Origin of the sequence: Nitrosomonas nitrosa, from assembly GCF_003051105.1 — a bacterium.
Classification (GTDB): domain Bacteria; phylum Pseudomonadota; class Gammaproteobacteria; order Burkholderiales; family Nitrosomonadaceae; genus Nitrosomonas; species Nitrosomonas nitrosa.
In genome coordinates this window covers 86,948-108,297 of record NZ_QAOO01000007.1, presented here as the reverse complement: position 1 = coordinate 108,297, position 21,350 = coordinate 86,948, and the positions used below count along the sequence as shown (strand labels likewise).

20 protein-coding genes are annotated in these 21,350 nt (G+C 44.7%); 17 read left to right on the top strand and 3 right to left on the bottom strand.

Annotation, left to right across the window (positions count from 1 at the left end):
- Positions 1-48: 48 nt before the first annotated feature.
- Positions 49-1,272, bottom strand: coding sequence for a murein transglycosylase A (gene mltA, locus C8R30_RS05435; RefSeq protein ID WP_090667699.1), 1,224 nt, complete (start codon positions 1,270-1,272; stop codon positions 49-51).
- A gap of 248 nt (positions 1,273-1,520) precedes the next feature.
- Complete coding sequence (locus tag C8R30_RS05430; RefSeq protein WP_107783829.1) at positions 1,521-2,267, bottom strand: Nif3-like dinuclear metal center hexameric protein; 747 nt, start codon at positions 2,265-2,267, stop codon at positions 1,521-1,523.
- A 56-nt stretch (positions 2,268-2,323) separates the two neighbouring features.
- Between C8R30_RS05430 and C8R30_RS05425 the strand changes: the two genes are divergently transcribed.
- The 4 genes from C8R30_RS05425 (at position 2,324) to cysM (ending at position 6,658) form a co-directional block, all read left to right on the top strand.
- On the top strand, positions 2,324-3,457 hold the full coding sequence (locus C8R30_RS05425) for a Do family serine endopeptidase (protein WP_090667693.1): 1,134 nt from the start codon (positions 2,324-2,326) through the stop codon (positions 3,455-3,457).
- Between the two features lie 105 nt (positions 3,458-3,562).
- Positions 3,563-5,215: an MFS transporter gene (locus tag C8R30_RS05420; protein ID WP_107783827.1), complete on the top strand. Its 1,653-nt coding sequence runs from the start codon at positions 3,563-3,565 to the stop codon at positions 5,213-5,215.
- Between the two features lie 123 nt (positions 5,216-5,338).
- The gene (locus C8R30_RS05415; protein WP_090667688.1) at positions 5,339-5,653 is read left to right on the top strand and encodes a ComEA family DNA-binding protein; all 315 of its coding nucleotides are present in this window, start codon (positions 5,339-5,341) and stop codon (positions 5,651-5,653) included.
- Between the two features lie 120 nt (positions 5,654-5,773).
- Entirely contained in the window at positions 5,774-6,658 is an 885-nt protein-coding gene (cysM, locus tag C8R30_RS05410) for a cysteine synthase CysM (RefSeq protein ID WP_090667685.1), read from the top strand.
- A 429-nt stretch (positions 6,659-7,087) separates the two neighbouring features.
- Here cysM and serB read toward each other — a convergent pair whose 3' ends face one another.
- Positions 7,088-7,918: a phosphoserine phosphatase SerB gene (gene serB, locus C8R30_RS05405; protein WP_090667682.1), complete on the bottom strand. Its 831-nt coding sequence runs from the start codon at positions 7,916-7,918 to the stop codon at positions 7,088-7,090.
- 135 nt (positions 7,919-8,053) lie between these two features.
- Here serB and C8R30_RS05400 point away from each other — a divergent pair, with 135 nt between their 5' ends.
- From C8R30_RS05400 to cyoE, 13 genes are all read left to right on the top strand, one after another.
- A complete protein-coding gene (locus C8R30_RS05400) occupies positions 8,054-9,544 on the top strand; it encodes a leucyl aminopeptidase (RefSeq protein WP_107789718.1) in 1,491 nt (496 codons plus the stop codon).
- Between the two features lie 115 nt (positions 9,545-9,659).
- Entirely contained in the window at positions 9,660-10,100 is a 441-nt protein-coding gene (locus C8R30_RS05395; RefSeq protein ID WP_107783861.1) for a DNA polymerase III subunit chi, read from the top strand.
- 106 nt (positions 10,101-10,206) lie between these two features.
- A complete protein-coding gene (locus C8R30_RS05390) occupies positions 10,207-10,566 on the top strand; it encodes a hypothetical protein (RefSeq protein ID WP_107783824.1) in 360 nt (119 codons plus the stop codon).
- An 81-nt stretch (positions 10,567-10,647) separates the two neighbouring features.
- Positions 10,648-13,407 carry a valine--tRNA ligase gene (locus C8R30_RS05385; protein ID WP_107789716.1) on the top strand — a complete coding sequence of 920 codons (2,760 nt, stop codon included), beginning with the start codon at positions 10,648-10,650 and terminating at the stop codon, positions 13,405-13,407.
- 242 nt (positions 13,408-13,649) lie between these two features.
- On the top strand, positions 13,650-14,165 hold the full coding sequence (locus tag C8R30_RS05380) for a hypothetical protein (RefSeq protein WP_107789715.1): 516 nt from the start codon (positions 13,650-13,652) through the stop codon (positions 14,163-14,165).
- Between the two features lie 492 nt (positions 14,166-14,657).
- Positions 14,658-15,479 (top strand): cytochrome c oxidase subunit II, encoded by an 822-nt coding sequence (coxB, locus tag C8R30_RS05375; protein ID WP_107783821.1) that lies wholly within the window; start codon positions 14,658-14,660, stop codon positions 15,477-15,479.
- Positions 15,480-15,543: 64 nt separating this feature from the next.
- Entirely contained in the window at positions 15,544-17,121 is a 1,578-nt protein-coding gene (ctaD, locus tag C8R30_RS05370) for a cytochrome c oxidase subunit I (protein WP_107783820.1), read from the top strand.
- A gap of 131 nt (positions 17,122-17,252) precedes the next feature.
- Complete coding sequence (locus C8R30_RS05365) at positions 17,253-17,783, top strand: cytochrome c oxidase assembly protein (RefSeq protein WP_107789714.1); 531 nt, start codon at positions 17,253-17,255, stop codon at positions 17,781-17,783.
- 20 nt (positions 17,784-17,803) lie between these two features.
- On the top strand, positions 17,804-18,013 hold the full coding sequence (locus C8R30_RS05360; protein WP_107783818.1) for a DUF2970 domain-containing protein: 210 nt from the start codon (positions 17,804-17,806) through the stop codon (positions 18,011-18,013).
- Positions 18,014-18,041: 28 nt separating this feature from the next.
- The gene (locus tag C8R30_RS05355; RefSeq protein WP_107783817.1) at positions 18,042-18,890 is read left to right on the top strand and encodes a cytochrome c oxidase subunit 3; all 849 of its coding nucleotides are present in this window, start codon (positions 18,042-18,044) and stop codon (positions 18,888-18,890) included.
- 195 nt (positions 18,891-19,085) lie between these two features.
- Positions 19,086-19,754: an SURF1 family protein gene (locus C8R30_RS05350; protein WP_258191946.1), complete on the top strand. Its 669-nt coding sequence runs from the start codon at positions 19,086-19,088 to the stop codon at positions 19,752-19,754.
- Positions 19,726-20,307, top strand: a complete 582-nt coding sequence (locus C8R30_RS05345; RefSeq protein ID WP_090667653.1) for a hypothetical protein — start codon at positions 19,726-19,728, stop codon at positions 20,305-20,307. The genes C8R30_RS05350 and C8R30_RS05345 overlap by 29 nt, the downstream gene beginning before the upstream one ends.
- Before the next feature lie 107 nt (positions 20,308-20,414).
- On the top strand, positions 20,415-21,308 hold the full coding sequence (gene cyoE / locus C8R30_RS05340; RefSeq protein ID WP_090667649.1) for a heme o synthase: 894 nt from the start codon (positions 20,415-20,417) through the stop codon (positions 21,306-21,308).
- Positions 21,309-21,350 lie beyond the last annotated feature (42 nt).

Below are 21,350 nucleotides of genomic sequence, written 5' to 3'. Positions count from 1 at the left end.
TTGACGGTTATATACTCAGACTGCTGATGCAGCAGCCTGAGTATATCTCTATTTCTTCGCCTGAAGATGTGAAGCATAATTCTTGGGTAACAATACCCACATTTTACCTTTCTGCTTCATTTTTCCTGCTTGATTCGCTGCTTCCTGGCCATATCCCCAGAAGAAATCGGCACGTACACCCCCTTTGATCGCACTGCCGGTATCTTGAGCCACCATCAGCCGATTGAGCGGTTGATTGGTATTCGGCCAGGTGGTAGAGAGCAGGACGGGAGCGCCTTGCGGTACGGCACGTGGGTCGATGGCGAGGCTTCTACCCGCAGTGAGTGGCACGCCGAGCGCACCGACTGGGCCGGGTAAGTTGTCTGGAAGCTCGCGGAAGAAAATGAAGCGTGAATTCTGATGCAGTAATTCAGTCAATTTATCAGGGTTTTGTTGTCCCCAGTATTTAATTCCTTGCATGGAGGCGCGTTCCAATGGTAGTTCGCCTCGTTCAACCAGCAGTCTACCGATTGATTGATAGGGATGGCCATTTTGTTCAGCATATCCAACTCGAAGAATTTCTCCATTTTCTAGCACAATACGACCGGAACCCTGAATCTGCAGGAAAAAAAGTTCGACTTGATCGTCCACCCATAGCAATTCCCTTCCTTTCAATGCAGGAAGATTGTTTTCAATTTCCGCACGGCTATAGTAGGGCACCACCTTACGGCCCTCCAGGCGGCCACGCAGTTGTAGATTCTTGAGCTCTGGATAAACGTCGCCTAAATCAATGATGAGCAATTCATCGGGCGGTGCATATAATGGATAGCGATATTGATGATTGGGTGTGCGGCTGCCTCTTAGCAATGGCTCATAATAGCCCGTGATTAACCCTTCGTCGCTGCCATCCAGATTGAATACTTGATGCGGGATGAAATGGTGCTTGAAGAAGTGCCTGATGGTATTTTCATTGGGCTGTTTGATTGCATTTGCTTGATTGCAGGATTCACGCCATAAAGGCTGATTTCTTAAAGCATTGCAGCTTTGCAGGAACGCGCTCCATGCCGGCAAAAAGGTATCCTGCTCCCATTGCTTCAACTGAGACCAATCGACTGCTTTGAGCTTACTGATGCTTGGGGTAATCGGGGAGGGCGAAGGATTGACAGGCGTTTTTGCGCTAGCAGTTGGAGAGGAAGGCGTCGGGACAGGTGCTGGCGAGATTGTGTCGGTTTTGCAAGCGGTAAGCCACCCCAGTAAAAATGCAAGAACAGCTAAAGTTGATTGGTTTTTCATCGAGTTTTTAGATAAAGTTATATCTCATAAATAATTACAAACTATACAACAAGCGGAAAAATATGTGGATATTAGCTGTTGAAGCTGCAGTGGCGCTGGGATTGTTTCTTTTTATCATTTGGTGGACTTTGCCAAAAAAGAAGGACAAGGATAAGGACAAGAAAAAAGATTAATGGCTTTTAGAGGCATTTTTATAATAAGAGGGTGATTATTTCTGGCTATTCTTTTTTCATTTGTGATCGATCGAATCAAACTGGGTTATCCGAATCTACGAATTGGTGATCGATATTGAATTGCTGGGCAATATGTTCTCCCAGTGCTTGCACGCCATAACGCTCGGTTGCATGATGTCCAGCTGAAATGAATGCAACCCCTGATTCCCGCGCCGCATGCACGTTTTGTTCGGAAATCTCGCCAGTAATGAATGCGTCTACACCCAATCGGATAGCTTCCTCGAAATAGCTCTGAGCAGCACCGGTGCACCATGCTACGCGCCGGATAGATTTGGCTGGATCGCCTATGATCACGGGTTTGCGAACTAAAGTAGATGATATTTGCGCTTCTAGCTGTTGTAGGGTTAACTCATGTATTGGCTGGCCATATACCGCTAGATTTTGTTCGCCGAAGTAGCCTTTTGTCATGAAATTTAATTTTTTCCCTAACTGTGCGTTGTTGCCGAGCTCGATGTGCGCATCCAATGGTAAATGATAGGCAAATAAATTGATTTCATGTTTTATCAATAAAGCGATACGACGATACTTCATGCCGCGTAAGGCAGGATCTTCACCACGCCAGAAGTATCCATGGTGGACTAGGACGGCATCGGCATCCATGGCAACCGCATTATTCAGGAAATCCAGTGAAGCCGTTACGCCACTGATTAAATTATGGATATGAGTGCGCCCTTCCACTTGCAGTCCGTTTGGGCAATAATCATGAAAACGTGGAATATCCAATAATTGGTTCAAATAATTTTCAAGTGCATTTTGTTGCATTTTTTCTTCACTATCCCCTATGTCTGAATATTGTCATTCTTAATTAATGCGCTGATATGAATAAACTTTGGTTAATTTTTGCACAAACAGTCACGGTCATGTTGGCCATTTTTTTTGTTGTTTCTACGCTTCGCCCTGAGTTATTGCCATGGACCCCTCGAGGCAAGCTGGCCACAATACGAGAGGTCGCGCCAACCGATTATCTTCCCAGACCCGGTAGCTTCAATATGGCTGCTGAAATCGCGATGCCGTCAGTGGTCAATGTTTTTACCAGCAAGGAAGTTCGGATGCCTTCTCATCCGCTATTTGATGATCCGGTCTTTCAGCGTTTCTTCGGTGAGCGTTTTGAGTCGAGGCCACGGCGAACGTCGAGTCTGGGCTCGGGTGTTATCGTTAGCCCAGAGGGTTACATCTTAACCAATCATCATGTCGTGGAAGCTGCCAGCGAAATCCAAGTTGCGCTGCTCGATGGCCGTAGTGCCAAAGCACGTAACATTGGCTCAGATCCGGAGAGTGATCTCGCTGTACTAAAGATCGATATGGAAAACTTGCCGAGTATAAAGTTCGGTCAATCTGAACAAGCTAAAGTCGGGGATATTGTGCTGGCGATCGGTAATCCTTTTGGGGTCGGTCAAACGGTCACTATGGGTATTATCGGAGCGCTGGGAAGATCTCAAGTGGGAATTAATACTTTCGAGAATTTTATTCAGACCGATGCTGCGATCAATCCAGGTAACTCGGGAGGGGCGCTAACTGATGCAGCGGGTAACTTGATCGGGATCAACACGGCGATTTACTCTCGAACAGGCGGGTCGCTCGGTATCGGTTTTGCCATTCCTGCCAATGCAGCCAAACAGATTATGGAACAAATTATCGAAACAGGAGGGGTCACGCGAGGGTGGTTGGGTGTAAGCATGCAGGATATTACACCTGAACTTGCAGAATCATTCAGGCTGAAAAAAACGGGCGGCGCATTGATCGCCGGCGTATTGAGAAATAGTCCGGCAGATGAAGCAGGAATAAAACCGGGTGATATTCTATTGGCCGTTGAGGGTAAGTCGGTTATGGATTCTTCCGAAGTGCTCAATCTAGTGGCGGCTATCCAGCCTGGTCAGAAAGTGACCTTGACATTATTGCGTAACAATGCAGAAAGACTGGTCAAGGTTAAAATTGGAAAACGCCCAACCTGAGCAAACCTATCATGAAGTCATGGTAAACATCTCGTTCTGGAATGCGATTTTTGCTTGATGGGGATAACCCTCCATGAATTATTATCAAAACAAACATAAAAATAAATGGATGTAAATTTAACCGGAGTGAGGGTGCTGACTGCTGTACATCATTGGTTTGATAGACATGTATTTTCGCTAGGTCGCGAGATGCGGTTTGCCTATTTGCCTCCTTTGATGGTTTATTTGGCAGCAGGTATTTCCAGTCTGACAGCTATCGTCGGTACCTTTTTCGTTAAAGAACGGCTAGGGCTTTCGGCCGAGTTTTTGGCAGCGTTGGGATTCTGGATGGCCCTGCCGTGGGCACTGAAAATGCCGCTGGGTCATCTTGTCGATTTGATGTGGCGTTGGAAGAGCTTGCTTGTTTATCTGGGTGCGAGCCTGATTATGATGAGCTTGCTGATTATGATCGGGCTGCTTGGTTATACTGATACGATGCTTGCTATCGCATCGGTTGAAAGCTGGTATATTGCGGCGACTTTGCTCGCACCAGTCGGCTATGTTTTACAGGACGTGGTAGCGGATGCGATGACAGTCGAGGCTGTCCCGCGAGTGACAGAGGATGGACAACCTTTGCCACTAGATCAGCGCAAACAAATGCATGTCACGATGCAAACCCTGGGTCGAGTCGCGATCATTGGGGGGAGTGTACTTGTTTCAGCAGCCAATGTATTTCTGATGCGCGATGTGGGTTCCATGCCTGAGGAAGATAAAACAGCTGCTTATTTGCTCGTATATGAGCTTGCCTTGATCATTCCATTGATCTCAGTTTGTGGGGTTTTTATAGCAAGCTGGTTGCGGCGAAAAAATATCAAGCATTTTGTGGCGCAAGGGTATAGTCGGGAGGAATCTGAGGCATTATTGAGCGTGCATGCCGAAGCACCCCCCATCAATTGGTGGATATTAGGAGGCGGTGCGGCATTTACGATTGTTTCGTTGAGTATCGGCTTAGGCGGTTTCCCTGCTGCTGAGGAAATCGTATTCTGTTTATCGATGGGGATCGTCCTTTTTCTGATAGGGCAGCTTTCCGGAGAGCTCGATGTTGACGCGAGGCGTGTATTAGTCGGTACCGCCATTTTAATATTTGTGTTTCGCGCATTGCCGACGCCGGGGGCAGGCGCGACCTGGTGGATGATCGATCAACTGAACTTCGATCAGCAATTTCTAGCAACCCTATCGCTGATTGGCGCTGCCTTGACACTGGTTGGAATGTTTATATTCCGCCGTTTCATGGCAGAACGTTCGATGGCTTACATTATCGGAGCACTGACGATTGCGGGGACATTATTATCGTTTCCTATTATCGGAATGTACTATGGCTTGCATGAGTGGACTGCCGCACATACGGGGGGGGTTGTCGATGCGCGCTTTATTGCCATTATCGACACTGCACTGGAATCTCCCCTGGGTCAAATTGCCATGATTCCCATGCTGGCATGGATAGCTAATTCAGCGCCTGATAAGCTTAAGGCGACTTTTTTTGCAGTTATGGCATCATTCACAAATTTAGCATTGTCTGCATCTCAGCTCAGTACTAAATACATGAATCAACTTTTTACCATTACTCGAGAAGTAACTGATCCCCTAACAGGTGAAATCATGATACCAGCCGACTACAGTGAACTTGGATGGTTGCTAATGGCTGTGACAGCGATCAATTTTATCCTGCCGCTGATGACTATTTTGATTATCAAGCGAAGCCGTTTCCGTTTCGCTTAATGGATAATCTCGCTATATCACAATTTTTCTCAAGTTGATTGAAAGAAGTGCCGATATATTTTTTGCTTTTTAACTGTATTGGTTTGGAAGCAAAAATATCTTAATCAACAACGAGGAAAAATTATGAGAATACAATTGTTGTTTTTGGTTGTTTTTTTTGTGTTGAGTAGCGTTGTTCATGCAGGTGTTAATATCAATACTGCTTCACAGTCGGAGCTCGAAGCACTGAAAGGCGTTGGGCCAGCTAAGGCAAAGGCGATCATCGAATACCGTACACAGAACGGCTTGTTCGGATCAGTCGATGATTTAGCAAAGGTCAATGGGATTGGGCCTGGAACTCTCAACCAAATCCGAAATGAAATCACAGTAGATAACGCATCGACTGCAGAAGAGCAAGAAAAAGTTGCAGTTGGACAGAAAGAAGCTTCCAATCCATAAGTTGATAGGCTGAACGCCCCCCAGAAAATTTGATTTCTGGGGGGCGTTTGCATTGTTTTTTCGCGTTCATTGCGAGTGGTGTATGCGATAATTGATAGCTATTCAGCAAAAGTATGGCTTATGTTTAAAACTATCGAAGATTTTGTCGGTAATACACCCTTAGTAAAGCTCAAACGGATTCCAGGTAATACCACCAATACTTTGCTTGCTAAACTCGAGGGAAATAACCCGGCAGGCTCAGTCAAAGACCGGCCTGCGCTTTCTATGATCATGCGCGCGCAACAGCGTGGTGACATTAAACCGGGTGATACCCTGATCGAAGCAACAAGCGGCAATACCGGCATAGCATTGGCGATGGCAGCGGCGATGATGGGTTATCGCATGATTCTAGTTATGCCGGAAAATCAAAGTGTAGAACGGCGGCAGGCAATGAGCGCGTTCGGTGCGGAAATCATACTGACACCTAAGGAGGGGAGTATGGAAGAGGCGCGCGATATTGCTGGAAAAATGCGCGATGAAGGAAGAGGCATCATTCTGGACCAATTTGCTAATCCCGATAATCCACTGGCCCATTATGTAGGGACTGCTCCAGAGATTTGGCGAGATACCAATGGGACAATCACCCATTTTGTGAGCAGTATGGGAACAACGGGGACAATTATGGGATGTGCTCGATTTTTCACAGAAAAAAAACCTGCGATTCAAATTATCGGAGTGCAGCCAGAAGAGGGTTCACAAATACCTGGTATACGTAAATGGCCAGAGAATTATTTGCCAAAAATATACGATTCCAATCGAATAAATCGTATTCTGTTAGTTTCCCAGCAGGAGGCAGAAGCGATGACGCGACGCTTAGCGCGAGAGGAAGGTATTTTTGCAGGTGTTTCATCTGGTGGAGCCTTGGCCGCAGCGCTCAAGGTTTCAGCCGAGGTAGAAAATGCCGTGATAGTATTTATTGTGTGCGATCGCGGTGATCGCTATTTGTCGACGGGTCTATTTGATTAAAGCGAATCGAATCGAATCAAAACCGCATAAAACCGATATCTATATGTTTATGCGTAACCGTTGCGATGCCAGCAGCCTGTGTAGAAGATGACGCTTGTGCCGGCTGCTGCCATGCCAATCAATCAATTAGATGCCGTTATTAAAGCTCAATGCGGACAGCATCGGCCCTGACCATCAACCTGCAGTGAAGGGAAACAATAATAAAATACTCCAGATACTATTCCGGGTGATACTTACGGTAAACTTTTTTATGTTCATTCTTTAAAAACCAATATTAGGCTATCCGTATTTCCTAAAAGTTGAAAAAGCATTGGTTCAAACACCTGGCAGATCGTGCGTAATATAGGCTGCTGCAAGTAATTTTGCCTAAGCGAACATTGTGCCTATGCCAAGCCACAAAAGACGTGTCACGTTGAGTGTGGGGTATAATTATTCAAACAGATTAACAACACCATCCAATCCTACATAATCGATCGAATAAGTTGATTTTTCTTTTAGGATAGGTTTGGCATGATAGGCAATGCCGATACCGGCAGACATCAGCATACTAAGATCGTTTGCGCCGTCACCGATCGCGATGACTTGTTCTTTTCTGAGACCTAACTCATTTCGAATCCGTTCTAGTACCTCGGCTTTTCCTTCGGCGCCAATGATTTTACCGAGAACCTGTCCGGTTAACTTGCCGTCGCTGATTTCCAATTTATTGGCAAAAGCATAATCCAAGCCAAGCTTCGTCTTAATTTTGTCGGTGAAAAATGTGTAGCCTCCTGAGATTACCATAGTCTTGATTCCCGCCTGCTGCATGCGCTGAAGCATTTTTTCTGCGCCTGGATTCAATCTTACTTTTTCATCATAAACAGTTTGCAATGCTTCTTGTGGTAGTCCTGACAGCAGGGCGGTGCGGCGAATGAGACTTTCAACAAAATTGATTTCACCTCGCATGGTGCATTGTGTAATTTCTGCAACTTGTGGTTTGATTTTGCCCATATCGGCGATTTCATCGATCGATTCGATGGCAATGAGCGTCGAATCCATATCCATGGCAACCAACCCGAAATCAGAGAGTTTCATACTGGCTGGAACAAAAGCGAAATCGAGTTGTGCTTCTTGGCAGTAGTTGGGAATATCATGGTGGGGGGCAGCATTGACAAGGCGAAATGCTTGACCGGTAACGCGTTCGATATGGCTTGCGTGAGCAAGTTTGGCGAGTGCTCTGAGATCGCTATTTTCGATATTTAACCCTTGAATAATGAGATTCATGAGAAATTTAACTGTAAATTGATATGAAAGAGATTTTAACCTAGTTCTGCGGTATCGCTTACTTTGACTTTATGTAAGAAGAGCAGCGATAATCCATGTAGATTTAATTGTCGTTAAATGAACAAGGAGTAAAAAGTGGATTTTGCAATCAAGATCGGTGCCCCGGATAAGTTGCGTGGTGCTTGTAGCATAGTGGGTGTATTTGAATCGCGCAAACTGAGCGAGCCGGCTCGTATTATAGATGATGCTTCGAAAGGTTACCTCAGCGATATCTTGCGTCAGGGTGATATGGAAGGCAAAGTAGGCACGACCTTGTTATTGCATCATATTCCTGATATACCGAGCAAGCGCGTATTACTTGTTGGTTTGGGCAAAGAAAAAGATTTTAACGACAAGGCATATCGGCAGGCTGTGTCCGCGGCACTTAAAGCGTTGCTGCAAACGCGTGCGAGTGATGCCAATTTTTTTCTGGCGGATGTTCCGTTAAAACAACGGGATATTAATTGGAAAGTCATCCAGGCGGTGATTCTGGCTTCGGACGCTGTTTATCGTTTCGATCGGCTAAAAAGTAAACCGGAAAAAGAGCCGCCGCCTTTAAACAAAATCACAATTGTTGTGAATGACCCAGCATCACTGTCTGCTGGAGAAAAAGCGATCAACCAGGGAACTGCCATTGCTCATGGCATGGCTATGGCTAAAGACCTTGGCAATCTCGCGCCGAATATCTGTACGCCGACCTATCTGGCTGAGCAGGCTACCGATATGGCCAAAGCATATAAATTAAAAGTATCCGTTTTAGGCGCTAAAGACATGGAAAAGCTAGGAATGGGTGCATTCCTGGCAGTAGCCCGCGGTAGTCATCAACCGGCTAAACTGATCGTGCTGGAATATCGTGGTCTCCCAAAGATGGAAAATCCAATAGTGCTGGTAGGAAAGGGGGTGACATTCGATACCGGGGGCGTTTCATTGAAACCTGCTGCAGAAATGGATGAGATGAAGTTCGATATGTGTGGCGCGGCAAGCGTGTTAGGAACATTGACTGCGGTAGCGGAAATGAAGCTCCCGCTCAATCTTGTTGGCATCATACCTGCTACTGAAAATATGCCTGGAGGTAACGCGACCAAGCCGGGAGATGTGGTCACCAGCATGTCGGGGCAAACCATCGAAATTCTAAATACGGATGCTGAGGGGCGGTTGATATTGTGTGATGCGCTGACCTATGCCGAACGTTATAAACCTGATGTGGTAATCGATATTGCCACGCTAACCGGTGCTTGCGTCATCGCGCTGGGTCATGTCGCTTCCGGATTGATGAGTAATAATGGGCAGTTAGCCCAAGAATTGATAGAGGCTTCCAATACGGTTTCGGATCGCGTCTGGCAGTTACCCTTATGGGATGATTATCAGGATCTGTTAAAAAGTAACTTTGCGGATATGGCGAATATCGGTGGACGGTGGGCAGGGACTATCACGGCAGCTTGTTTTTTGTCACGTTTCACAGAGAAGTATGCTTGGGCGCATCTGGATATCGCGGGAACGGCCTGGAAATCGGGTAATGAAAAGGGTTCGACGGGCCGGCCGGTCCCGCTGTTGACGCAGTTCCTGATTTCGAGAGCAAAAGCTTAGTACATGATGAATGGCAGAGAATGGGCGCATTATTCAAATAAATATAATAGATAGATATGGTCTGCTGCGGCGTGTGATGGTTCGGTTGGTTCGTGAGGATTGCTTTTGTGATGTTATGGTAACGAAGGTCGATTTTTATTCAGGTGCCACTGATAAATGGTTGGTTGCATGCCGATTAAGTGCTAAAGCGGTTCAACACGCGACGAGTATGATCATTTATATACCGGATGCAAACTTGTTGAGGCAGTTTGATAAACTACTTTGGACATTCTCACCAATCAGCTTTGTGCCCCATTGTAGGATCGAGGATAGCGCGGCGAGTAAAACGCCCGTTATCTTAAGTGAGCGTAGCGATGAAAGTGAATGGATTAGGCATTATGAAATAATGCTTAATCTGCACAACGATATACCGCCTCACTATAAACAGTTCCAGCGAGTGATCGAAATTGTGGGTATTGAGCCTGAGGATAGAGAAGCTGCTCGCGCACGGTATCGGTTCTATCAAGAACAGGGGCTCAGCGTGCATCATCATCGGCTCGATCGTAATCAAGAATGAACCCTATTGCTTCAGATGCGGCTTCGTGGTTTATCACCGATCTAAGTAGCGGGTGCCTATACTTTCTCCTTATCTTATTTATCTATTTATGACCGATCATTCTGAGATGCCTTCCGATTTAGATGAAGAAGTCTTGCTGAATAAAATCGATGCAGTGCTACTGAAGTATCGACGGGAATCTTCCGCGGTGATTCATCCCAAAGAAACCATATCTCCTTTTCGGGATCCTGTCCAAGTCGAAGAAGCTCATTCAGGCAATACAACGGCTTCGGGAGCTCGAGTCATTCCAAAATTAACTGAACGATGCTCGCTGCTTTCGCGAGATTGGCCGGAAGAGGCGGATATTTCTCTCTTGCTTTGCTATGCGTTCGATGCTGCGCTGAGGGAAACTCGAATCAATCTCAGCCCCGCGGATCGATTGGCGCTGCTCCGGGCATTATCACACCGGTTGCCTAAAAATCTTTAACTGCAGGGTTTATCACTCGGCTGCACATCCCTCCGATATAATGACAAGTTTACTATTGTTGTTAAATTAACGGTTATTTCCATGGAGCTTGCTAAAAGTTTTGACCCTAAGTTAATCGAAGCGCGCTGGTACTCTGAGTGGGAGTCAGCAGGCTATTTCAGACCGACCAATCAAGAAGGTGCAACCCCCTATTGCATTATGTTGCCTCCGCCCAATGTTACGGGCACTTTACACATGGGGCATGCCTTTCAGCATACGTTGATGGATGCACTGATACGCTATCACCGCATGTTGGGGGATAACACATTATGGCAGCCAGGTACCGATCATGCAGGTATTGCGACGCAAATTGTTGTCGAACGCCAGTTGGATCAGGAGAATCTCGATCGGCGTGCACTCGGGCGCGATGCGTTTCTTAAACGCGTTTGGCAGTGGAAGGAAGCCTCGGGTTCAACCATTACGCGTCAGATGCGTCGAATGGGCACGTCCTGTGACTGGTCACGCGAACGATTTACCATGGATGAAGGACTGTCCCGTGCTGTAACGGAAGTGTTTGTGCGACTATATAGGGAAGGGCTGATTTATCGCGGGAAACGGCTAGTCAACTGGGATCCTGTGCTGCAAACTGCAGTTTCCGACTTGGAAGTCGTTTCCACGGAAGAAACCGGTTCTCTCTGGTTAATCCAGTATCCCTTAGAAGAAGATTCAAATACCGCATCGCGTGAAGCGGGATTGGTCGTTGCAACGACGCGACCAGAAACGATGCTGGGTGATATGGCGGTTGCCGTTCATCCTGAGGACGAGCGTTATCGGCACTTGATCGGACGGCACCTGCGACTGCCTCTGAGTGAGCGCACCATTCCCATCATTGCGGATGACTATGTTGATCCTGCGTTCGGCACAGGTTGCGTGAAAATCACGCCTGCGCACGATTTTAATGATTACCAAGTTGGGTTGCGTCATAAGTTGATCCCACTCAATATTTTTACCCTTGATGGGAAAATTAATGAATTAGCGCCAGCCGAGTATCAGGGGTTAGATCGTCTTGATGCTCGTAGGAAGATTTTGATTGATTTAAAGGCGCAAGGCTTGCTGCTCGAAACTCGTCCACATAAACTGATGGTACCTCGGGGAGACCGTACCCAGGCCATTATAGAGCCAATGCTGACCGACCAGTGGTATGTCGCGATGGAAGGTATGGCAAAACGTGGGTTGGCCGCAGTGGCAAATGGCGAAGTACGTTTCACACCAGAAAACTGGACGCATGTATATAACCAATGGTTAGAAAATATTCAGGACTGGTGCATATCTCGTCAATTGTGGTGGGGACACCGTATTCCAGCATGGTATGACGAGGATGGTAATGTGACGGTTGCGCACAATCTTGAGGAAGCGCGGCAGCTTTCTGGCAAAAAGAATCTCAAACAAGATGAAGATGTGCTCGACACCTGGTTTTCATCTGCTTTATGGCCCTTTTCTACTTTGGGGTGGCCCCAACAGACGACCGAACTCAAAACTTTTCTGCCTACTTCGGTGCTGGTAACGGGTTTTGATATTATTTTCTTTTGGGTCGCGCGTATGGTCATGATGTCGTTGCACTTTACCGGTAAAGTGCCTTTCCGGGAAGTTTATGTGACCGGGTTGATTCGTGATTCGGAAGGTCAGAAGATGAGTAAATCGAAGGGAAATGTGCTCGATCCGCTCGACTTGATCGATGGTATTCAGCTGCCGAAATTGATTAAAAAGCGTACGACAGGTCTGATGAATCCAAAACAGGCTGAACCTATCGAGAAAAATACACGGCAACAATTTCCACAGGGGATACCGGCATTTGGTGCTGATGCGTTGCGTTTTACTTTCGCAAGCTTAGCATCGTATGGCCGGGATATAAAATTCGATTTACAGCGATGCGAGGGTTACCGGAATTTCTGTAATAAGTTATGGAATGCGAGCCGCTTTGTGCTCATGAATTGTGATGGAAAAGATACCGGTTTGGATGCGTCGATGCCTATAACATTGACGCATGCCGATAAATGGATTATCGGTCGTTTGCAGCAAGCTGAGCAGGGTTTGGCACAAGCTTTTAGCGGCTATCGTTTTGATATGGCTGCTCGCGAGATCTATGAGTTTGTTTGGGATGAGTACTGTGATTGGTATCTGGAATTTGCTAAGGTGCAATTAAGTACAGGTGACGACATTGTGCAGCGGACGACACGCCGTACCTTGGTGCGTGTTCTGGAGACTGCGCTCCGGCTAGCGCATCCGGTAATACCTTTTATTACGGAAGAACTATGGCAGAAAATTGCACCCCTGGCGGGTAAACAAGGTGGAAGTATCATGCGCCAGCCTTATCCCCGGGCTGATCCTGCACGTATCGACAAAGTAGCCAACGATCGGATTGTGCTGCTCAAAGAAATGGTCAATGCTTGTCGTGCTTTGCGAGGAGAGATGAAGCTGTCCCCGGCCGACAGAGTCCCTTTGCTTATTGAAGGCGATAATGCTTTGTTGGCAGATCACGTGGCCTACTTAGCGGCATTAGCTAAGTTATCCAGTGTTGAAATTATGACGAATGGATTGCCGTTAACCGATGCGCCGGTTTCGGTAGTAGGTGGATTTCGGTTGATGCTTAAAATTACAATTGATGTGACGGCTGAGCGAGAACGGCTTAATAAGGAAATTCTTCGTATCGAAATCGAGATTAATAAAGCAAAGGTAAAGCTTGATAATCCGGATTTTGTACAACGTGCACCAGAAAAGGTTGTTGATCAGGAAAAAAAGAGATTGGCGGGATTCAATGAAACGATGACAAAACTATTGGAGCAATTGAAAAGATTAGACTAACCTGCTAGGGATGCGTTATCCATTTTCTAGGTTTGGGTTTTTGGGTAACGGCAACAGAAATTAAGGGGGGCAAAAAGTTCAGTGCCTTACGCAAGGTGAGCTGAGAACAAAAGAACGTTGTCGTGGCCTAAGATTGATAGGTAAAGAATTATTTATTGATCAATGCCGTATTGTGACGATATAGGGGTTTTTAGAGGCTCCCACAAGAAACTGGCGATCGAGAATACAGGAGGGGCCGGGAAATGGTTAACTGTAGCGAAAATGGTATTCCTTTAGCAAGCTATCAAGCCAGGCAGCTAATCATCGTGTCATGTCTCCTTGCGGTGAGCGCTTCCTTTTATGCGGGTAAGTCAGTTTCCAGTAATTTGTATGTTGATGGTCGAATGGTCGGTGATGTTAGGCTGGGCGTATATGGAGCTGGCGATGCCGCCATTTTTCATACATTCCCCTATCTCGGCCACGGGTTTTATAGTCCTTGCTACCCTTTTGCGAATTGTATTGTTTTTCATCAATACCAGTCATTGGTGCGGCGTCAACAAAGAGCGCAGCGGCAGCAGCGTAATCAGTCAGCTGGGCAGCCTGTGTTTGGAGGTATTCCAGCCTTTGCCCAACAGCAAACCCAGAAAAGTTTCCGAACAAATGAAAATGAAATTCTTCCTGAAATTAGAGGCTATAGCCAAATTAGGCCAGAATATAAGGGTGTTGGAGAGTATTTACCTGAGTTTTTGCAAAAAAGAACATCGACCATCGAAAAGTAGAGCAAATAGGGTTGCATGGTTGCGGCATCGTGCTTTGTTTGATAGTCGATCCACGTGCACAAGCTAATCAAATTTTTTATCATATGAGATTCTGCGCTGCAATTTGATCGATCTCTGAGATTACTTTTTTATCTTCATTTCATCGTCAGTTTCTTAACAAAAAATAGGTAAAAAAATTCATCAGCTAACCTCGTAAATTGAATATTTTTTTATCGAGTGATCGCTAAATTTGAAAAATACCACATTCAAAATAGGGGAATTTTTCTATAAAAATCATGATTTTCCCTTGTTAGAGCAAATCTGACATGCTAGAATTCCTGCCAGTAATATTGGCAGTTAAGTAATGCCAAAAGCTATCAAGAAAAGAATAGAAATTATAGATTTTGGAGCGGTTTGTAAATTCGTGGTGAATGCTGCTTATTTACAAATCATATGGTCGTATTTTTTAGTACACGAAATTAGATAAGGTTAGTAATTAATGTGGGGGGAAATATGAGCAGTAAATCAGTAGCGGCCCTAGTAGGGTCAATCACTCTTGCTTTTTACTCAGGCATGGCGTTTTCCAGTAAATATAATTTTCAGGAGCCGCAGTCTGTTATTGCTAGGGATATCTATGATCAGCATATTATGTTGCTATGGATTTGTTTGGCAATTTTTATAGCTGTTTTCGGAGTGATGTTTTATTCGATTCTGAAACATCGGAAATCATTGGGATATAAAGCGGCAAATTTTCATCACAGCACAGCTGTAGAGATTATCTGGACGACAATCCCGGTTTTGATCTTGATTGCAATGGCATGGCCAGCTACCAAAACAGTGATTGCAATGAAAGATACTTCTGAACCTGATATCACCATCAAGGCGACAGGTTATCAGTGGTTATGGGGTTATGATTATCTCCAGGGTGAGGGGGAGGGGATTAGTTTCTATAGTAAATTATCTACTCCACCGGCTCAAATGCGGAACAAAGAACCCAAGGGTGAGAATTACTTACTGGAAGTAGATAATAATTTAGTTGTACCTGTCGGTAAGAAAATTCGAATAATCACCACGGCTAACGATGTAATCCATGCATGGTGGGTGCCAGCTTTCGGGGTCAAGCAGGATGCGATTCCTGGGTTTATCCGTGACGCATGGTTTACTGCGGAGAAGCCTGGCATATATCGTGGCAATTGTGCAGAGTTGTGTGGTAAAGATCATGGGTATATGCCGATAGTAGTTGAGGTTATGGAGCAAGACAAATATGCAGAATGGGTTGCTGAAAAGAAAAAGGCTACTGCGGGTGTTGTAACCACGGCTGCAGTAGAGAATTGAAATTCTGATTTCGAGAGTCGTAAATTCAAAAAAATAATGAAGTAAGTATTAAGGAGAAATAATCATGGCAGTAGTTCAAGATGTGCACGGTCATCATGATCATCATCCCACTGGGATAATGCGCTGGGTAGCCGCAACCAATCACAAAGATATAGGCACAATGTATCTATGGTTCAGTTTTTCCATGTTTTTGGTGGGTGGTTTTCTCGCGATGGGAATTCGCGCAGAATTGTTTATGCCAGGCATCCAGATTTTGGAACCAGAGTTATTCAATTCATTCACTACGCTTCACGGGCTGATCATGGTGTTTGGTGCCATTATGCCAGCATTTGTAGGGTTGGCTAACTGGCAGGTACCTTTGATGGTTGGGGCGCCAGATATGGCTTTTGCCCGTATGAACAACTGGAGCTTCTGGTTGCTGCCGGTAGCAGGCTTGCTATTGGTATCGTCATTTTTCGTGCCAGGTGGTGCAGCAGCAGGTGGTTGGACATTTTATCCTCCGCTTTCGACTCAAGGTGGAATAGGTGTAGATATGATGATTTTTGCTATTCATATATTGGGGGCTTCTTCAATTATGGGTGCAATCAACATCATTACAACGATTCTTAACATGCGTGCGCCAGGCATGACATTGATGAAAATGCCTTTGTTTGTTTGGACATGGTTAATCACAGCGTACTTGCTCGTGCTGGCGATGCCTGTACTAGCGGGCGTCGTAACGATGCTTCTGACCGATCGGCATTTCGGTACGAGCTTTTTCAACGCGGCAGGCGGTGGTGATCCGGTATTGTTTCAGCATATCTTCTGGTTCTTTGGTCATCCTGAAGTCTATATCATGATTTTGCCTGCATTCGGTATTGTTTCGGAAATCATCCCGACATTTGCTCGTAAACCATTGTTTGGCTACTCATCGATGGTATATGCCACGGCTTCAATTGCGATTCTTTCATGTGTAGTTTGGGCGCATCACATGTTTACTGTGGGCATGCCAACAGTAGGGCAGCTGTTTTTCATGTATGCGACTATGTTAATTGCTGTGCCAACCGGTGTGAAAGTTTTTAACTGGACAGCCACCATGTGGCGGGGGTCGATGACATTTGAAACGCCAATGTTATTTGCAATTGGATTTATCTTCCTGTTCGTAATTGGCGGTTTTAGTGGTGTGATTTGCGCAATCGTACCTATCGATATTCAAGTCCAAGATACCTATTACGTAATTGCACACTTCCATTACGTTCTAGTATCAGGTGCATTGTTCTCTATCTTTGGTGCCGTTTACTACTGGTTACCAAAATGGACTGGTCGTATGTATGACGAGAAATTGGGCAAGCTCCATTTCTGGTTGTCAATGATCTTCTTTAACATGGCATTCTTTGTGCAGCATTTCCTCGGATTAGCTGGAATGCCGCGTAGAATTCCTGATTATTCATTGCAATTTGCTGATTTCAATATGATTTCTAGTATTGGTGCATTTGGATTCGGGTTAACGCAATTATTGTTCTTGTATATCGTCATTAAATGTATCCGCAGTGGTGAGAAAGCGGCTGATAAACAATGGGAAGGTGCTACCACACTTGAGTGGACAGCATTACCTTCACCAGCGCCATATCACAGCTTTGAAACACCTCCGGTGCTTAAATAATAAAAGTGAACGTTGAATATGTCGCAAGATGGTGATAAAGAAAAAGAACTAAAGCGTAAAAAAGTGAGGACTGCTTTTTTATTATTACTCATGGTGATAGTAGTTTATTTTTTAACGGTACTGATAAAACAATGACACAGAGCGTAACTAAGACCAATTTAACAATGCTAAAGAAACTGTTGATTTTTACAGTGGTAATGTTTGGTTTTGGTTACGCACTTGTTCCTATGTATGAAAAGTTTTGTGAAGTGACCGGGATCAATAATTTGCTACAACCGGATACAGTTGATAAAAATATCAAAGTAGATACGACACGCTTAATCGCTTTGGAATTCGATGCGAATGTACGCGGCTTACCTTGGCAGTTTAGGCCGCTACAATCTAACGCAAAGATACATCCTGGTGAATCAATAGAAATAATGTATGAAATCAGAAATGATTCAGATCATAAGCTAAGTGCTCAGGCTATACCAAGCTATAGCCCGCGTTTCTTAGAGAAACACTTAAAGAAATTTGAATGTTTTTGTTTTACAAAGCAGACTCTTGAGCCGGGTGAGGTTAGGCAGATGCCGGTTAAATTTGTGATTGATCCGCAATTACCTGCTGATATCGGTACTGTAACAATTTCATATACTTTCTTTTCGTTGGAGACAGGGAAGTAGGGAATAAAAAGTGCGAGGATATGAACAATCAGCAACAATCAACGGAGAAGGCATCTACCTGGCAAGTGGCAAAAGCTGTTTTTTGGTCATTTCTAGGCATACGAAAAAAGAGTGATCTCGATCAGGATGCAAAGATGATAAGGCCGCATCAAATTATCATTGGCGGACTTATTGGCGGCGCAATTTTTGTATTAACCATATTGCTAGTAGTTAGATTAGTTACACATTAATTCATTATAGAAAATCAGGAGAATTGGTATGAGTCAAGGAACGGGTCATTATTATGTGCCTGCGCCATCTAAGTGGCCTATAGTAGGATCGTCAGCGCTTTTCTTCTTGGGATTTGGCGCTGTATTTACCATGAATAAAATGCCAGTAGGCTATTGGTCTCTGGCTATAGGTTTCGCTATTCTCATTTATATGTTGTTTGGTTGGTTTGGTGAAGTTGCAAGAGAGAGCGAAAGCGGCAAATATGGAGCACAGGAAGATAAATCATTCCGTTGGGGAATGAGCTGGTTTATATTTTCAGAAGTCGCGTTCTTTGCTGCTTTCTTCGGTGCACTCTTTTATATGCGTGCGTTGTCCATCCCATGGCTTGCCGATGCAGAGCATGATCTGCTTTGGCCTGATTTCGCGGGTGGATGGCCAACAGCTGGGCCAGGTATCACTGAACAATTTACCCCGATGGGAGCATGGGGTATACCGGCCATTAACACATTCTTATTACTTTCCTCCGGTGTAACGGTAACCTTGGCACATTGGGCGTTAAAAGAAAATAGACGGGAAGCGCTCAAGCTATGGCTGCTTGCAACCATTGCGCTGGGTGTGGTATTTCTCGGCTTTCAGATTTATGAGTATGGTCATGCGTATGCGGATCTCAACCTCAAATTGACCTCAGGCGCTTATGGTTCGACATTCTTTATGTTGACAGGATTCCATGGTTTTCATGTGACGATTGGTACCATCATGCTGATAGTTATCTATTTCAGATGTGCGGCTGGCCACTTCAAACCAGAGCATCATTTCGGTTTCGAAGGGGTAGCATGGTACTGGCACTTTGTTGATGTGGTCTGGTTAGGTCTGTTTATATTTGTTTATTTGGTATAAGCGTATAAACACTGTTGGAAATTATTTCTAGACCCTTGGGCTTTTATATTGAAACTAAAGATTCGGGGTCTAGAATAATAAAGTGGCCTACGCTGAATTGAACAAGCGGCTAATATTGTTACGAATGCAGAGCTGCATTCAGCAATTAAAATGAGCTATCAATTTAGGCCACGATGGTGGACAGTCATACTTACATTGGTTTTTGTAGCTATTTTTGTAAGATTGGGAATCTGGCAGTTATCGCGGGCGAATGAAAAAATAGATCGCCATGAAAAAATTGCACAGTATGCTCAAGAACCCATCGTTACGTTGCCATCCTCACCAATTAAGCTTGAAGATTTTTTGCATAGGCAGGTAGAGGTGCGTGGGCATTTTATAAAAGAACACGCGATTTACCTTGATAATAAAATTTATCAAGGCAGGGTCGGATATGAAATCTTAGCACCGTTGAAGATGCGGAATGGCGAATTTCACGTTTTAGTAAATCGTGGATGGGTAGCTTCAGGAGGTGACAGATTAAATCTGCCCGAAATTTTTTTTCCTGATGAAGAGGTGGTTATATCAGGTATCGTAGCTTCGCCAATGGTTCGGGCGATACAGCTCACGGATGAAGTGGTATCAGGTAATCTGTGGGTGAGCCTGGATTTTGATCTGTACAAAGAAAAAACCGGTCTTCCGTTACACCCAGTATTGCTGCTACAGCAGGATAATCGGATAGAAGATGGATTGATTCGTCAGTGGGCGCAATCCGATTCAGGCGCATCGAAAAATATTGGCTACGCATTTCAATGGTTTTTCTTTGCCTTAACCCTAAGCATTATATTTCTGATATTAAATGTCAAACGAAACAGTTCGGAAAAATAGAATTAAACTGATTTTATTGATGCTACTCATGTTGTCTCCAGTCATTGCATCATATCTATTTCACGTATTACAAATACGCCCAGAAGGAACCGTCAATTATGGTGAATTGCTAGAAGTCAAAGCATTGCAAGGGCAAGCGCACGATATCGAGAATAACGCAATCTTTCGGCCGAAGCAATTAAGAGGAAAGTGGTCATTGATCACGATAGATTCTGGAAGCTGTGATGAATACTGCCAAAAAAAGCTTTATCTGATGAGGCAAATACGTTTGGTGCAAAACACTGAGAAAGACCGTATAGAACGAGTATGGCTTATCGATGATCAATCGCTGCCTAAACAAGAGATTAAAGAAGAATATGAAGGCACTATTCTGTTGAGCGCTAAAGATAGTGATCTTCTGAGTGAATTTCCAGCCCAATCTTCACAACGAGATCACATTTATGTGGTTGATCCAATGGGAAATTTAATGATGAGATACCCGCGAGATCCCGAACCCAAAAAGATTTCTGATGATTTGAAATTATTACTCAAGCTATCTCATTTCGAGCATTGAGTTTAGATAATATCCTGATGAGAGCGACAAGTACATCGTGCTTACTGGATAAGTAGGCTAATCATAAGAATAAAGACTTAATACGATAATTAGGAGGTTAAATTACAATGAGCGCTGATTTAGTATGGCGGCAAACTACGTCGAGAATAAATCAATTCTATCGACTTACTAAACCCCGCGTTGTGTCATTGATAGTATTTACCGCTGTGATCGGTATGTTTCTTGCTGTTCCCGGCGCCGTTCCTTTCGACAAACTGATATTTGGAACAGTTGGGATAGCGCTGGTTGCGGGTGCTGCTGCTGCTTTGAATTGTCTTGTTGAACACAAATTTGATGCAGTTATGGCACGTACACGCGGTCGCCCGCTACCTCAAGGAAAAGTAAGTGTCCCCGAGACACTATTCTTCTTAGGGTTGGTAGGAGGACTAGGGTTATTTATCCTTCATCAATGGGTCAACCCTTTGACCATGTGGCTCACCCTTGGAACCTTTGTAGGCTATGCTATCATCTATACTGTGATACTTAAGCCTTTGACACCACAAAATATTGTTATTGGTGGTGCGTCAGGCGCAATGCCCCCGGTTTTAGGATGGGCTGCCGTAACCGGTGAGATTTCCTCCGATGCGTTACTGTTGTTTTTGATCATTTTTGCATGGACCCCTCCTCATTTCTGGGCGCTGGCTCTTTACAGGAAAACCGAATACGCACAGATAGGTATGCCTATGTTACCGGTTACGCATGGTGATCATTTCACACGGTTACATGTGTTGTTGTATACCATCATCCTTTGTGTAGTGACATTGCTACCTTATATTTCTCAAATGAGTGGTTTGATTTATCTGGGTGGCTCGATCGTGCTTAATGCTATTTTCTTCTACTATGCTTTGCAAATTTACCGCAACTATAGCGATCAAATAGCACGAACCACCTTTAGATATTCAATTCTTTATCTGGCACTACTATTCGTAGTTCTGCTTGTTGACCATTATTTTTATTTTTAGTCACCCAATCAGTAGTAACTAAAACAAAAAACCCCGTTTTAA